The 13927-nt window shown below is 53.5% G+C and carries 15 protein-coding genes; 6 read left to right on the plus strand and 9 right to left on the minus strand.

All coding sequences use genetic code 11. The features are described from left to right. Positions 1-44: 44 nt before the first annotated feature. Positions 45-548, minus strand: coding sequence for a thiol peroxidase (tpx, locus tag BEI65_RS08205; protein ID WP_099062896.1), 504 nt, complete (start codon positions 546-548; stop codon positions 45-47). A 223-nt stretch (positions 549-771) separates the two neighbouring features. Between tpx and ycjG the strand changes: the two genes are divergently transcribed. After that, positions 772-1752: an L-Ala-D/L-Glu epimerase gene (gene ycjG / locus BEI65_RS08210; RefSeq protein WP_099062897.1), complete on the plus strand. Its 981-nt coding sequence runs from the start codon at positions 772-774 to the stop codon at positions 1750-1752. Here ycjG and mpaA read toward each other — a convergent pair. Further along, the gene (gene mpaA, locus BEI65_RS08215; RefSeq protein ID WP_099062898.1) at positions 1749-2456 is read right to left on the minus strand and encodes a murein tripeptide amidase MpaA; all 708 of its coding nucleotides are present in this window, start codon (positions 2454-2456) and stop codon (positions 1749-1751) included. The genes ycjG and mpaA overlap by 4 nt on opposite strands. Before the next feature lie 207 nt (positions 2457-2663). Here mpaA and BEI65_RS08220 point away from each other — a divergent pair, with 207 nt between their 5' ends. The 3 genes from BEI65_RS08220 to BEI65_RS08230 all read left to right on the plus strand — a co-directional run bounded on the left by BEI65_RS08220 (position 2664) and on the right by BEI65_RS08230 (position 5846). Next, positions 2664-3614: an NADP-dependent oxidoreductase gene (locus BEI65_RS08220; RefSeq protein WP_099062899.1), complete on the plus strand. Its 951-nt coding sequence runs from the start codon at positions 2664-2666 to the stop codon at positions 3612-3614. An 85-nt stretch (positions 3615-3699) separates the two neighbouring features. Continuing rightward, the gene (locus tag BEI65_RS08225) at positions 3700-4050 is read left to right on the plus strand and encodes a hypothetical protein (protein ID WP_099062900.1); all 351 of its coding nucleotides are present in this window, start codon (positions 3700-3702) and stop codon (positions 4048-4050) included. 161 nt (positions 4051-4211) lie between these two features. After that, a complete protein-coding gene (locus tag BEI65_RS08230; RefSeq protein ID WP_099062901.1) occupies positions 4212-5846 on the plus strand; it encodes an ABC transporter substrate-binding protein in 1635 nt (544 codons plus the stop codon). Positions 5847-5929: 83 nt separating this feature from the next. Here BEI65_RS08230 and BEI65_RS08235 read toward each other — a convergent pair whose 3' ends face one another. Next, positions 5930-7006: a hypothetical protein gene (locus tag BEI65_RS08235; protein WP_099062902.1), complete on the minus strand. Its 1077-nt coding sequence runs from the start codon at positions 7004-7006 to the stop codon at positions 5930-5932. Positions 7007-7151: 145 nt separating this feature from the next. Here BEI65_RS08235 and zntB point away from each other — a divergent pair, with 145 nt between their 5' ends. Next, entirely contained in the window at positions 7152-8135 is a 984-nt protein-coding gene (gene zntB, locus BEI65_RS08240; RefSeq protein WP_099062903.1) for a zinc transporter ZntB, read from the plus strand. A 217-nt stretch (positions 8136-8352) separates the two neighbouring features. Here the strand turns inward: zntB and BEI65_RS08245 are convergent, their stop codons facing one another. The 5 genes from BEI65_RS08245 to BEI65_RS08265 all read right to left on the minus strand — a co-directional run bounded on the left by BEI65_RS08245 (position 8353) and on the right by BEI65_RS08265 (position 12353). Then, the gene (locus tag BEI65_RS08245; protein WP_099062904.1) at positions 8353-8751 is read right to left on the minus strand and encodes a VOC family protein; all 399 of its coding nucleotides are present in this window, start codon (positions 8749-8751) and stop codon (positions 8353-8355) included. Between the two features lie 141 nt (positions 8752-8892). Continuing rightward, a complete protein-coding gene (ttcA, locus tag BEI65_RS08250; RefSeq protein ID WP_099062905.1) occupies positions 8893-9825 on the minus strand; it encodes a tRNA 2-thiocytidine(32) synthetase TtcA in 933 nt (310 codons plus the stop codon). Between the two features lie 127 nt (positions 9826-9952). Beyond that, the gene (gene umuC / locus BEI65_RS08255; protein WP_099062906.1) at positions 9953-11221 is read right to left on the minus strand and encodes a translesion error-prone DNA polymerase V subunit UmuC; all 1269 of its coding nucleotides are present in this window, start codon (positions 11219-11221) and stop codon (positions 9953-9955) included. Beyond that, positions 11221-11577, minus strand: a complete 357-nt coding sequence (gene umuD, locus BEI65_RS08260) for a translesion error-prone DNA polymerase V autoproteolytic subunit (protein WP_198404421.1) — start codon at positions 11575-11577, stop codon at positions 11221-11223. Before umuD ends, umuC begins: the two co-directional genes overlap by 1 nt. 368 nt (positions 11578-11945) lie before the next feature. Further along, entirely contained in the window at positions 11946-12353 is a 408-nt protein-coding gene (locus tag BEI65_RS08265; protein WP_099062908.1) for a RidA family protein, read from the minus strand. Between the two features lie 144 nt (positions 12354-12497). On the opposite strand from BEI65_RS08265, the gene BEI65_RS08270 reads away from it, so the two are divergent. Next, positions 12498-13103, plus strand: a complete 606-nt coding sequence (locus BEI65_RS08270; protein ID WP_099062909.1) for a TetR/AcrR family transcriptional regulator — start codon at positions 12498-12500, stop codon at positions 13101-13103. A gap of 161 nt (positions 13104-13264) precedes the next feature. On the opposite strand, the gene BEI65_RS08275 is transcribed toward BEI65_RS08270, so the two are convergent. Continuing rightward, a complete protein-coding gene (locus BEI65_RS08275; RefSeq protein WP_099062910.1) occupies positions 13265-13918 on the minus strand; it encodes a hypothetical protein in 654 nt (217 codons plus the stop codon). Positions 13919-13927 lie beyond the last annotated feature (9 nt).

The following is a 13927-nucleotide window of genomic DNA, read 5'->3' on the forward strand; positions in this document are numbered from 1 at the left end:
CTACAGTTAACTCTCAGAGGCCGGCATTCGTCGGCCTCTTGGTATTACTTCAGGGCAGCCAGCGCCGCATCGTAGTTCGGCTCGTGGGTGATTTCATCCACCAGTTCGCTGTACAGCACGTTGTCCTGGCCATCCAGCACCACAACCGCACGCGCAGTCAGACCCGTTAGTGGGCCATCGGTGATCTCAACGCCGTAAGCCTGTTTGAATTCAGCACCACGCAGGGTGGACAGGGTTACCACGTTTTCCAGGCCTTCTGCACCGCAGAAGCGTGACTGTGCGAACGGCAGGTCAGCCGAGATGCACAGCACTACGGTGTTATCCAGGCCGCTGGCCAGTTGGTTGAATGTACGTACTGAGGTCGCGCAAACGCCGGTATCAATACTTGGGAAAATGTTCAGAACTTTGCGTTGACCGGCGAAGCTGCTCAGCGCTACGTCTGACAGGTCTTTGGCAACCAGCGAGAAGGCTTTGGCTTGTTCGCCAGCCTGGGGCAGGTGGCCTGCAACGCTAACCGGGTTGCCTTTAAAATGTACTGTCTGAGTCATTAGCTTGATTCCTTTTACAAGTGTTTATACAAAGGGCATGAGCCTAATAAAATGGCCTTTCGGCCGCCTTTAACATTAGGTTCACACCCTGGCATCAGTTTATGTCAACAATTGTAGGTTGGATATATATAGTTTGCTAAATAGTTGTATATATTAGAGTGTGTCCAAAAAATCACCCGCGTATTCGTCCGATATTATGCGTAATTTCCGCTCAGGAGCCGTTATGAGAAGCATGCGTTTTTATCCAGAAGCCTGGCCATTACATACAGCTTTTGTTATTGCCCGCGGCAGCCGTACCGAAGCCAAAGTGGTGGTGGTCGAAATTGAGCAACAGGGCGTACGGGGGGTCGGTGAATGCACGCCTTATCCGCGTTACGGTGAAAGTGAGGCTTCGGTGATGGAATTGCTGGCGGAAGTGGCACCGGTTGTCGAACAGGGTGTGACGCGTGAGCAACTGCAGCAGCTAATGCCGGCTGGTGCTGCTCGTAACGCCGTGGATTCCGCGTTGTGGGATTTGGAGTGTCAACTGAGTGGCCAGAGCCGTTGGCAGTGCAGCGGTGTTGCAGAACCGGAACGTATTTTGATGGCGCAAACGGTCAGCATCGGTTCGCCGGAAGCCATGGCTTTCGCCGCGCGTGAACTTGAACAGCAAGGGGCGCGGTTGCTGAAAATCAAACTGGATAACCATCTGATCAGCGAACGACTGGTGGCGATCCGCGCGGCGGTGCCGGATACCACGTTAATTGTCGATGCCAATGAGTCCTGGCAGGCGGAAGGGTTGGCGGCGCGCTGCCAGCTGTTGGCCGATCTGGGCGTGGCGATGCTGGAGCAACCGCTGCCGGCGACGGATGACAGCGCACTGGAAAACTTTATTCACCCGTTGCCCATTTGTGCAGATGAAAGCTGCCATACCCGAGGTGACTTGCCCAAACTGGCAGGTCGTTATCAGATGGTTAACATCAAGCTGGATAAAACTGGCGGCCTGACAGAGGGGCTGGCGTTGGCTGAGTCGGCACGGGAACAGGGCTTCGCCATCATGCTCGGCTGTATGCTTTGCACTTCGCGGGCGATCAATGCCGCATTGCCGCTGGCACCGGGCGCGCGATTTGTCGATTTGGACGGCCCAACCTGGCTGGCGAATGACGCTGAACCAGGGCTGGCGTTTGAATGTGGGGCGATTAATCTCGCCCCACAACCGATTTAACCCGGGTAAGTCAGTAACTCTACCATCGCGTCCAGGTAGTTTTCGCTGGCGGCATCGGCCGAGATCGGGGGGAATTCCGCAGTAATGCAGGGCAGTGACAAATCGGCGCACCAACTGCCGAATGACCCCGGTGTTTCATAACCGACGCTGGTGACCAGCGGCAAGGCAAATTTATGCGAAAGCCAAACGCCGAGCTGGGAACTGGCCGGGTCTTCAATACAGGCCAGAGGCTCGTGGAACGACACCACCCAGTGCGGTTTCAACCGGTGGATCAGATGGCATAGCGCCTGGGTTTCCGGTTCGGAGCCGGGGCGGCCGCCGGTCGAGAGTTTAACATCCCGAGCTTCCGCCGCACTGTTCCAACGGTAAACCGTATCACCGGAGCGCCAGTTGGCCGCCGGGAAGTTACGGTTCAGATCGACCCCGTTGGCATTGGCGCGCAGCCCGAGCTGGCAGCCGTCGGGATTGACCGCCAGCACCACATGGTGACGCAACTGATTGGGTGCGATGCTGCGTAATGCGCAGGACAGGGTAACGATAGCGGCGCTTTCATCACCATGGGTGCCGGCAATAATCAGCCCGGTTTCCGGGCCACTGACGGCCGCCGGAAAATAAAGTAGCGGTGCGCCCAACAGCGAACTGCCGTAATTCTCTCCTGCAACGGCCAATTGGCCACGGTCACTGCGCGGTCGATGCTGGATCATGATGGTTCCCTGATTTAAAGGTCGAGAGTGATTATCATTTTATTCAGTGTATTACGCTTTCGCTTAACTTTCCCAGAGCAATTTCTCACCTGATAACAAAATTAATTGTCCTAAATTCTTGAACAGTGAGTCCGATTATTGATGACTGGCGGACGATACCCGCTTCGCTACACTGGCTCTATCGTGAACAAATAATTGGAGCTCATCATGAAAGCCATTGCAGTCAAACAGCTTGGTGCTACGCCAGAACAGGTAGAGATCGCCAAACCTTCGCTACAACCCGGACAGATACTGGTCAAAATGGCCGCTGCCGGGCTGAACCCGGTTGACTGGCGGATAGCCGACGGCATGTTGGAAGGAAAATTGCCGCATGTTTTTCCTTTGGTGATCGGCACTGACGGTGCTGGCGTGATTGAGGCCGTTGCTGATGATGTCACTGGATTCAGCGTCAATGAGCGGGTGGCCGGTAAGTTTATGTTCGGCATTGTTGGTGCCGGCAGTTACGCCGAGTATGCGGCGATTGACCAACGTGCGGTGCTGGCAAAGGTGCCTGATGAGGTGAGTTTGACCAAGGCGGCGGCCATGCCGATTGCCGCCGGTACCGCGCTAAAACTGGTTGAAAAGTTGCAACTGCCCGCGGGCGCGACGCTGCTGGTGGTGGGGGCGACCGGGGGGGTTGGGCGTTTCGTTATCCAACTGGCCAAACGTCAGGGGCTGAAAGTGATTGCTACCGGCGGGGCTGATGCCGAAGCCGCACTGCGTGAATTGGGGGCTGAGAAGGTGATTGATCATCACCGGGCACCCGTGCTGCAGCAGGTGCAGCAACAATATCCGCAGGGCATTGACGGCATGATCGATCTGGTCAGCAATGCCGAGGCTTTCAGCGCATTGCTGGTCATCCTGCGCAAGGGCGGTGTGGCGCTAAGCACCATTTGGTCGGCAGTTCCGGAACAGATGCAGCAACAGGGCCTGCGCGGCGGCAACCTTGAGGCCCAGATCAGCGCGGATGAGCTGGAGCAACTGTTGCAGAGCGTAGCGCGTGGGGAGTTGCAGGTACCGGTGGAACGTCTGGTATCGATTAAACAGGCACCGGAAATGCTGGCGCAAAGTAAGGCTGGCGGCTCACGCGGCAAAACCGTGCTGAATATTGATTGGTGAAGCTAATAAAACCACGCCAGCTATTTTGTTCGCTGTTGTTATACTATCGGCAAAGCTAACCCAATTACCCAACAGGGGATTTAACATGCCAGTAGCCAGAATAGTTGCCAGCTATAGCGAAAATGATCAGGATACCATTACGCTGCTGTGCGGTGTGGACGAGGAAAACCAGATCCGTCAGGGTGAATGGTTTGGCGTGGTGAAGAACGATGACGGGCGTGGCGATGAGTCCAACTATCCGTTTACCCTGCACGTCGACTACCAGAAAAACAGCTTCTATCTCGACTATGGTTTTGACGATGCCGAGTCACGTCAGATGCAGAAAACCGATATCCATGCCAAGCCGTTGGCCGAGAAAGGTTTCTTCACCATTTTTGATGAAGAAGAGGGTGAGGAATTCAGCTACCGCATCAATAGTATTCACCTTTACGACTAATCACGTTCGTTAAGCGAGAAATGCCCGTATCGACATCGTCGTGCGGGCATTTTTTATTGCCTGGCCCCCAGTTTTTACATCTTGTCCGCCTAGAACTCTAGGTGAGACTAATCTTGTGCTATAAGATAAAAAATTCAGATGGTTAACGGGGATGAATCAGAATGACGAGAAAAAAAATTCAACAAGGTTTTCGTTTGGCGCTGTGTGCCGTGGCGATCGGCGCAGGGTTAAGCAGCGCTATGGCGGCGCAGGTTCCCCCAGGTACCACTCTGGCGGAAAAACAGGAAATTGTTCGCCACATTAAAGATGAACCGGCCTCACTCGATCCGATCAAAGCGGTAGGCTTGCCGGAAGCGCAATTGGCACGCGATCTGTTTGAAGGGCTGGTGAATCAGGATGCTAACGGCAAGGTGATCCCAGGCGTGGCCACGCGCTGGCAAACCACCGATAACCAAACCTATATTTTCACCCTGCGTAAAGATGCGCGCTGGTCTAACGGTGACCCTGTCACGGCGAAAGACTTTGTTTATAGCTGGCAACGGCTGGTCGAGCCGAAAAATCTGTCTCCTTTCGCCTGGTTTGCCCAACTGGCTGGCATTCAAAATGCGGATGAGATCGTTACCGGCAAACTGCCCGCCGATAAGCTGGGCGTCACGGCGCTGGATGATTACACCTTTAAAGTGCAGTTGAACAAACCGGTACCGTATTTTGTCAGCCTGACCGCCAACTTCAGCCTGTTCCCGGTCAACAAGGCAGTGGTGGAGAAATTTGGCAATGACTGGACCAAGGTCGGCAATCTGGTCGGTAATGGCGCGTTTAAACTGCAGGAACGGGTGGTCAACGAAAAGCTGGTCCTGACGCCAAACGAGCACTATTGGGATCATGCGCATACGGTGCTGACCAAGGTGACCTTTGTGCCGATCAACCAGGAATCCAACGCCACCAAACGTTATCTGGCCGGCGATATCGATATCACCGAGTCCTTCCCGAAGAATATGTACCAAAAGCTGTTGAAAGACATTCCGGACCAGGTCTATACCCCAGATCAACTCGGGACCTATTATTATGCCTTCAACACCCAACGCGCGCCGACTAACGATGTTCGGGTACGTAAGGCATTGTCTTACGCTATTGATCGCAAAATTATCGCCGAGAAAGTGTTGGGCACCGGTGAAAAACCGGCTTACCACTTCACACCAGACGTCACCGCCGGGTTTAAGCCGGAGGTGAGCCTGTTGCAGCAACAGCCGCAGGCGGAACTGGACGCGCAGGCTAAGGCGTTGATGCAGGCGGCCGGCTATGGCCCGAACAATCCGCTGAAGTTGACGCTGCTGTATAACACTTCGGAAAGTCACCAGAAAATCGCCATTGCCGTGGCTTCAATGTGGAAGAAAACGCTCGGTATCGACGTCAAACTGCAAAACCAGGAATGGAAAACCTACATCGATAGCCGTAACACCGGTAATTTCGACGTGGTACGCGCCTCCTGGGTCGGCGATTACAATGAGGCCTCGACCTTCCTGTCGCTGTTGAGCTCAACCCACAGTGGTAACATCGCCAAATTCAAAAGTGCGGATTACGATAAGCTGCTGGCGCTGGCCAGTCATGAAACCAATCCGGCAGCGCTGACCACGGATTACAATAAGCTGGAGCAGATCATCGCCGATCAGGCACCAATCGCACCGATTTATCAGTATACCAATGGCCGATTGATCAAACCCTGGGTGAAAGGCTACCCGATCACCAATCCGGAAGACGTGGCTTACAGTCAGACGATGTATATTTTGAAACACTGACAGGTTGCGGTATCCCCATGAGTTTTCATCAAGCCCCGCTAATTGCGGGGTTTGTTATTTTTGTGGCAGAGGAATGGCGTAATTTATGGAGTGGCAAACAAGGCAGCACGCGCCGTCGTTGAAGGAAATACACAGCTTACGTCGTGTGCGCAGCCGGGAACAATCAGCAAATCACGTTTGGCGTGCGGAGCAATAAAGCGTCGGTCGTAAGCGGCATAGGCCAGGCCACGTTGCAGTCGATAGGGGCCCTGAGACTGCGCCGCGCAGGACTTATCGAGTATTTTGTAGAAGGTACCGGGTGAATTCCCGCTGTCTTTCTCGCCTTCAATATAGGTGATATCTGCTGCAGCGTAACGCTGCTGCACCGATGCACGATTTTGATCGAGAAAGGCCGGAATGGCCTCAAGGCCGTATTTCCAACGATTGACCTTCGGACAGGCGTCACTGTTAACTTTCACCCAATCAAAGCTGCAGTTTCTTTGCTGGCTACAGTCGCGCCAGTCGGCGGGGTGGGCATTTTTTATCGGCTGTGGCCGGTGGTTATCAAAATAGAGCCAACTGCCGGGGTCGGCTATAACGTAACGCACCTTCACGCCGGCAGGCGGATGGGCGAACCCGACATAGTGCTGCACAAATTGCGCCCCGGCGGAGAAACCGGCGACGGTGACCGACTGTAGCTTTGGCCATTTTCCTTTCAATTCGACAATCAGCCGATCAACAGCGGCAAATGAGGTGGTATTACCCTGGTGGTCCAAACCGCCTTCTATCCAGGAACTGCAACTCCAGAGAGCGTCACCTGGCTGCGCTGGAGGAACGCCAGGCGAATGGCAACGTGTCGCCTGCGCATCGCTAACCGGAAACAGCGGAGCGACCAACAATGTGCCGTCGGTTTTGGCGGCAAGTTGAGCAGCTTTCAGCGCCGCAGCCAGGGTTTTCCCCGCGTCTCTGGGATGTCCGTGCAGCACGATTAACGCGTTGTGTGGTGTGGGACCATGGGATTTCGCTATGAAGTAAGGCAAGCTGCCTGCCGACTTACCCAATTTGACCTGATATGCATCAGCGATAGTGTTGAGTGAGTTATCTGCGGCAAACAGCGGATGAAACGACGCCGGAGCAAATGCCAAAACGGAGGCTAACAAGAATATCGAAGTGGATTTCATCGGGTGTCCGGCCGTGCATTGTGCGTTATTTATCCATGTTAGCGTATAAGGCCGTTCCAGGTGCAGCATTCGCACGGCTTCATCTTTGATCCGCCTACCATTAACGCTAGACTCTGGAATAACTGAAAAGCAGAGGGGATGAGGAATGGAAGTCATTGAGGGGCGCGAGTTACAGGTTCCTGACGCAGTGTATGCCTACCAGCTCGATGGCAAGGGTGGCGTAACATCGATTGATGACGATGATAAGGTCACCTGTGACGAGCCTTGCTGGCTGCATCTCGATTATGCACACCCCGCCAGCGCCGAATGGCTGACCACCACGCCGCTGCTACCGGATGCGGTAAGAGAGGCGCTATCCGGGGAGAGCTCGCGGCCGCGCGTCAGTAAAGTGGGTGAGGGAACCATGATCACGCTGCGCAGCATTAACTTTAATGCCAACTCGCGGCCGGATCAGTTGGTGACTATCCGCGTCTACATGACCGATAAACTGATTGTTTCCACCCGTCATCGCAAGGTGTATTCCATCGACCAGGTAGTGAACGATCTGCAAACTGGCAGCGGGCCGACCAACAGCGGTAACTGGCTGGTGGAAATATCGGATGCACTGACCGACCACGCCAGTGAGTTTATCGAGGATCTGCACGACAAAATCATCGATCTGGAAGATTCGCTGCTGGAACAACAGGTTCCTGAGCGTGGGCAGTTGGCACTGATCCGTAAACAACTGATCGTACTGCGTCGCTATATGGCACCGCAGCGTGACGTATTCTCTCGGCTGGCCAGCGATCGCTTGCCCTGGATGAATGATGACGACCGTCGCCGTATGCAGGACATTGCCGATCGGTTGGGGCGCGGGTTGGACGATCTGGATGGCAGCATTGCGCGCACCGCGATCCTTTCTGACGAAATCACTACCGTGATGGCTGATGCCATGAACCGTCGTACCTACACCATGTCGCTATTGGCGATGGTGTTTTTGCCTACCACCTTTTTGACCGGGTTATTCGGCGTTAACCTGGGCGGCATTCCCGGCGGTGGCAATCCTTTCGGTTTTGCTGCGTTTTGCCTGACGCTGACCGGATTGGTGTTCGGTCTGGGCTGGTGGCTGAAGCGGCGCCGCTGGTTGTAGCCAAAAAGCGCCGATAACCCGGTTAACATTGAGCGATATCAACTTTTGCCGGGGGGAAATGGGGCATGATCTATCTCGCAGGTGAATGCAACGTCAAGCGATGGGCGTTGCGCTCCATAATTGTCTTACTTTCTTATATTTAGAATTACTGCATAGCACATTGATTCATACGATGCCGGTTTAATCACCGGCATTTTTTTGTCTGCAATTTACCCCGTCAGGCTGCACTTTCATCCCAGAAACTGGCTTCGATCTTATGTCCGTCCAGGTCACGAACAAAGCAGCCATAATAGGCTTCACCATAGTGCGGCCGTGAGCCGGGGGCCCCTTCATCTGTCGCGCCGGCCTCCAGCGCATGGCGGTAGAAATCATCAACCTGTTGTTTACTGGTGGCGAAAAACCCCACGTGCAGACCATTGCCGTTCGTGGCCGGTTTACCGTCGATCGGCACTTGCAGCCAGAATTCCGGATAATCGCGCCCATAGCCAATGGCACCAGGGTGTTCCAACACCCGTCGACAGCCTAGTGCGGCGAGAGTGCGATCGTAAAAATCGGCTGCGGCGTCAAAATTATTGCTGCCGAGAGAAACGTGAGACAAGCAGGGAGTGATGTTCATCGGTAATCTCCAGGGTGACTGTATAAAAACACAGTATAGGATAAAAACGGCACTGTCCGATGAATTCTGCTGAAATTGCGAGCGGGATCGACAACTGATGAAGGGAAAGAGCCGCCCGCGGAGAACGGGCGGCAAAACGGCTTATTTGATTTCGAGAACGTCTAAACGGACCGGGACGGCTTCATCCGCGTCTTCCGGTTGCCAGCCGATCGGCTGCATCGGGAGATCTTCACGGTCAAAGGCCAGATCGCCACCGTCAACCACTTCGCTACCGTGGTGGATCCCTTTAAAATCAAACAGGTTGTAGTCACTCAGGTGCGAAGGCACCACGTTTTGCATTGCGCTGAACATGGTTTCCAGGCGTCCCGGATAACGTTTATCCCAGTCACGCAGCATGTCACCAATCACCTGGCGCTGCAGGTTGGGCTGCGAACCGCACAGGTTGCACGGGATAATCGGGAAGCCTTTAGCAACCGAGAAACGCTCAATGTCTTTTTCTCGGCAATAAGCCAGCGGGCGAATCACCACGTGTTTGCCATCGTCGCTCATCAGTTTAGGTGGCATGCCTTTCAGTTTGCCGCCGTAGAACATGTTGAGGAACAGCGTCTGCAGAATGTCGTCACGGTGGTGGCCAAGGGCAATCTTGGTGGCTCCCAGCTCGGTAGCGGTGCGGTAAAGAATGCCGCGGCGCAGGCGTGAACACAGTGAGCAGGTGGTTTTGCCTTCCGGGATCTTGTCCTTGACGATGCTGTAGGTGTTTTCCTCAACAATCTTGTATTCCACACCGAGGCTTTCCAGATAGGCCGGCAGGATATGCTCGGGGAAACCAGGCTGTTTCTGATCGAGGTTGACCGCAATCAGTGAGAAATTGACCGGTGCGCTCTGCTGCAGGTTGCGCAGGATCTCCAGCATGGTGTAGCTGTCTTTGCCGCCGGACAGGCAAACCATGATACGGTCGCCTTCTTCAATCATGTTGAAATCGGCAATCGCCTGGCCCACGTTACGACGCAGGCGCTTTTGCAATTTGTTCAGGTTGTACTGCTCTTTTTGACTAACTGTTTGTTGTTCTGACATTTAAATCGTGCTCGTTCTCAATTGGGGGCACTATGGGCATGAAGTTTTAGGCAGCGAGTTTAGCATTCTATAGGCTGATTGGGTCATTATTCCTTTATTTCATGACCGCAAAGACGCCTTGTCGACCTCAGTACACGCGAGCATGCGGTAAATCGCTGACCCGCGTGGTGTATGCGGGGGAGAGAAATTCACGTTTCATCGACCAGGTCTGTTGATTGCCTTGTCCGGCAAACCAGACTCCAGCGCGCCCGGACTGATTGATCTGATCCAAGGCTGCCATCAAGCGTTCACTGTTGGGGCGCGGCTGATACTCGTCGAACAGGTTCAACTGAGCGACGCCTTGCGAATAGAAGTCCTGCAGCATAACGCCGGCTTTTAGATAGCGATGGCCGGGCTGCCAAATCTTGTCAAGGCATCGAATCGCGGCGGCGATGATGTCGCGGGTATCTTGCGTCGGCGTGCTGAGCTTGATGCTCGCGGTGTTGCCGTAATATTTTTCGTTGGTTGAGAAGGGGCTGGTTTTAACCCATGCATTGATATTCCGGCAATATTGGTGCTCTTCGCGCAGTTTTTCTGCTGCGCGTGAAGCGTGCATGCAGATAGCCTGATGCATATCATTGTACTCAGTGACGCGATCGCCGAATGACCTACTGCAAATGATCTGCTGTTTGGTTGGGGCAAATTCTTCAAGTGACAAGCAGGGTTCACCACGCAGTTCACGCACCGTGCGTTCAACCACCACGCTGAAATGCTTGCGGATCATTGTGGTGCTTGCATCCGCCAGTTGCAGTGCGGTTTCGATCCCCATATTCCGCAGTTCTTTGGTGAGACGCCGTCCGATACCCCAGACTTCTTCTGCCGGCACCAAGGCCATCAATTTTCGCTGCCGTTCCAGGCTGGAAAGGTCAACCACGCCGTGGGTTTGCTCCCATTTTTTTGCTGCGAAGTTCGCCAGCTTTGCCAGGGTTTTGGTCTGGGCGATACCCACGCCTATGGTAAGCCCGGTATCACGTAGCACTTTGGTCCGTAGCTGGTGCCCGAACGCTGCCAAATCGACGCAGTTTTGTACCCCGTCAAGGTCAAGAAAGCTTTCGTCGATGGAGTAAATTTCGACTCGTGGTGCCATCTCTTCGAACACGGCCATCACTCGCATCGACATATCGGCATACAGCTCGTAATTGCTGCTGAATGCGATACCGCCGGCACGCTCAAAATCGCGCTTTATTTTGAAATAGGGCGCGCCGGTTTTCAGGCCCAGGGCCTTTGCCTCTTTGCTTCGCGCTACCACGCAACCGTCATTGTTAGACAGAACAACCACCGGTCGACCACGCAGATCCGGACGCCACAGCGTTTCGCAACTCGCATAGAAGCTGTTTACATCGGCCAGGGCGTACATTATTTCAGCCTGGTGATGGTTGAAACCACCACGCCGACGATGCTCGGATCATCGCCGCCATCCCGCAGCGGTATTGGCCGGAAGTTCGGATTCATTGGTTCAAGCTGTTTGACAGGACGCAGGCAGAGACGTTTAACCGTGAACTCGCCTGCGATGCTGGCGATCACGATATCGCCGTGACAGGCGCCAATGCTTCGGTCGACAACCAACAGGGATCCGTCGGTGATCCCGGCTTCGATCATGCTTTCCCCAGAGGCGATCAAAAAGTAGGTCGCCGAAGGATGACTAATGCAGTACTCGTTGAGGTCGATCCTCGCGTGTATATAGTCTTGCGCAGGATTCCCAAATGCACTCATTCTAGCCATATATTGTCAATCCTGGAGAAAATACAGCTGCTTTTGATTGACCACAGTAGTGCTGCTCGAAGCCTTATACATGATTTACTGCCCTATTAATTTACTGTGTTTATATACAGTATTATAGGTGTGGGGAATGAGTCAAGACGGTTTTTAGACGGCGCTCCGAATGTTTTGAAGTTTGGGGGAATTTAGTTCACAGCGGCTTGCATGGTCTAATCTTCTGCAAACGGTGCCCAGGCTTCCGGCTGAATGCTACAGCTTTGCATCCACGGTGCCAGAGCAGACGTTATGTCGGTTCTGAAACAAAACTTTTCATGGTGACGTCCTCATCCCGTTGATGAAGACGTCACTAACATTACGGTCTGTCAACCTGCGGAGGTTGATGTTGGAATTCGGGCAATGACCTTAATTTCAAAATCGAATCCCGCAAGCCAGGTAACGCCAACGGCTGTCCAGTTCGGGTAAGGGGGCTGCGGGAAAATGGACTGTTTCACCTGCATGATCGTCGGAAACTGATTTTCCGGGTCAGTATGAAAGGTGGTGACATCAAGCAGGTCGTCAAACGTACAACCCGCTGCTGCAAGAGTCGCTGCCAGGTTATCAAACGCAAGTTGCACCTGCGCGGCAAAATCCGGCTCCGGCGTACCGTCGGCGCGGCTGCCAACCTGACCGGAAACGAACAACATATCGCCAGAACGGATCGCGGCGGAATAACCGTGCTCTTCATAGAGAGCATGGCGATTAGCAGGAAAAATAGGTTCACGCTGGATCATGGAATTTCCTTTCTTAAGCCAATGTGTGATGCGGGATGCGCGGTATGCAAAATTGATTTAATATACGCGGCGTATGTTGAATTAATCACACATACGCTGCGTATGTCAAATGACATTCGTTACGTCTGTCAAAAAGGAGATCGTATGGCTGCCAAACGCCGCGCCGAAACAATGGAAGAGAACCGCGCCAAATTGATTACGGCAGCGCGGAAATCCTTTGCCGAAAGGGGGTTTGCTGCCGTATCAATGGATGAATTAACCGCCAGCGTTGGCCTGACACGCGGGGCGCTATACCACAACTTTGGTGATAAAAAGGGGCTGCTTGCCGCTGTTGTTGCTCAAGTAGATGGTGAAATGGCACAACGAGCCAAAGCCGCCGCCGCGAATGCCGGTGACGACTGGGAAAGGCTGCTGGCTGAAGGGATTGCCTACATTAAGATGGCGCTGGACACAGAAGTAAGGCGCATCGTTCTGCTTGATGGTCCGGCTTTCCTTGGGGATCCGGCACAATGGCCCAGCCAGAATAGTTGCCTCGAATCCACCCGCCAGACTGTCATAAAGTTGATCGAACGCGGCGTACTTAAATCGGTTGACGCGGATGCCGCTGCACATCTGTTAAACAGTGCCGCGCTGAATTCCGCACTTTGGATTGCTGCGAGCGACGATCCGCAACGGGCGCTGCCAAAAATTATTGAAGTGTTTACTCAACTGGCAAGCGGCTTACGGAATAGTTCCAATAAACTGCGATGAGACGTTTATATGGTGCAGTGAGCCAAGACCTTATAATTCATGCGTGTAATTGCATTTGATTTGACCGTCAGCCAGAAGCGGAAGTTACGAACAGTTAAGTATGTTAATCAAGCGTGAGCAGGTCATCTATACAGCTTCTTCGGGGTAAGTTCGGGGAAGCTTTATGTTTTTGGGCAGCCCGTGACTTGCGGGTAATTGCGACATACCAGATTGAGTTTGTTTTTCGGCTCGAAACCTTTATCCAGCATGCATCGCTGAACATTAGCGGCTTTGAGCAGCGTCGGCACGTAAGGTACCGAGCCCAAAGGTTGCGGATAACCGCATTGATACATCACCGCCAGTGCTTGTTTATCGTTTTCAACTTCATGAGAAAAATGCAACGAGGCCCCCACTTTACGCCAGGTAATCAAGGAAAACTTGCTCACGCCTGAATCCGGCTTAATCGGATGAAAACCCCTGTCTGCGACAAAAGGCAGCGCTTCTAGCTGGCTCTGACTCAAGGGGTGCCCCTGCTCTTGTTTTAGGCAGGCTGGCGTATCATGGTAAACACGAACGCTGCAAATTTTGAATCCGTCTTTACGGGTAAACCCTATATTCTCCATGCATTGGTAATACAGAACGGATTCATTATCCGTTTTGGGAATATCGGAACCGGGAAGTTGCACGCCGCATTTACCCATCGCGACGCGCACGCCGTCGATATCCGTATCAGGACGCTGCCACTGTGTCAGATCCGGAGCAGGGGGGCATCCTGTCAGCAGGAATACCGACGTCATCAGCGGAAGTAAAGTCACCAGAGTCGATCTTCGGAACATTAAAATCCC

The sequence above is a fragment of the Serratia sp. BW106 genome, assembly GCF_002607755.1.
Lineage (GTDB): Bacteria > Pseudomonadota > Gammaproteobacteria > Enterobacterales > Enterobacteriaceae > Serratia > Serratia proteamaculans.

Coding starts and splice junctions, on each gene's coding strand:
- umuD (WP_198404421.1), bottom strand. CDS start 11,577: ATGAGTGCATTTGGGAATCCTGCGCAAGACTATATACACGCGAGGATC.
- BEI65_RS08265 (WP_099062908.1), bottom strand. CDS start 12,353: ATGATCCAGCGTGAACCTATTTTTCCTGCTAATCGCCATGCTCTCTAT.
- BEI65_RS08225 (WP_099062900.1), top strand. CDS start 3,700: ATGCCAGTAGCCAGAATAGTTGCCAGCTATAGCGAAAATGATCAGGAT.
- BEI65_RS08230 (WP_099062901.1), top strand. CDS start 4,212: ATGACGAGAAAAAAAATTCAACAAGGTTTTCGTTTGGCGCTGTGTGCC.
- tpx (WP_099062896.1), bottom strand. CDS start 548: ATGACTCAGACAGTACATTTTAAAGGCAACCCGGTTAGCGTTGCAGGC.
- mpaA (WP_099062898.1), bottom strand. CDS start 2,456: ATGATCCAGCATCGACCGCGCAGTGACCGTGGCCAATTGGCCGTTGCA.
- BEI65_RS08245 (WP_099062904.1), bottom strand. CDS start 8,751: ATGAACATCACTCCCTGCTTGTCTCACGTTTCTCTCGGCAGCAATAAT.
- BEI65_RS08235 (WP_099062902.1), bottom strand. CDS start 7,006: ATGAAATCCACTTCGATATTCTTGTTAGCCTCCGTTTTGGCATTTGCT.
- umuC (WP_099062906.1), bottom strand. CDS start 11,221: ATGTACGCCCTGGCCGATGTAAACAGCTTCTATGCGAGTTGCGAAACG.
- BEI65_RS08275 (WP_099062910.1), bottom strand. CDS start 13,918: ATGTTCCGAAGATCGACTCTGGTGACTTTACTTCCGCTGATGACGTCG.
- ycjG (WP_099062897.1), top strand. CDS start 772: ATGAGAAGCATGCGTTTTTATCCAGAAGCCTGGCCATTACATACAGCT.
- BEI65_RS08270 (WP_099062909.1), top strand. CDS start 12,498: ATGGCTGCCAAACGCCGCGCCGAAACAATGGAAGAGAACCGCGCCAAA.
- BEI65_RS08220 (WP_099062899.1), top strand. CDS start 2,664: ATGAAAGCCATTGCAGTCAAACAGCTTGGTGCTACGCCAGAACAGGTA.
- zntB (WP_099062903.1), top strand. CDS start 7,152: ATGGAAGTCATTGAGGGGCGCGAGTTACAGGTTCCTGACGCAGTGTAT.
- ttcA (WP_099062905.1), bottom strand. CDS start 9,825: ATGTCAGAACAACAAACAGTTAGTCAAAAAGAGCAGTACAACCTGAAC.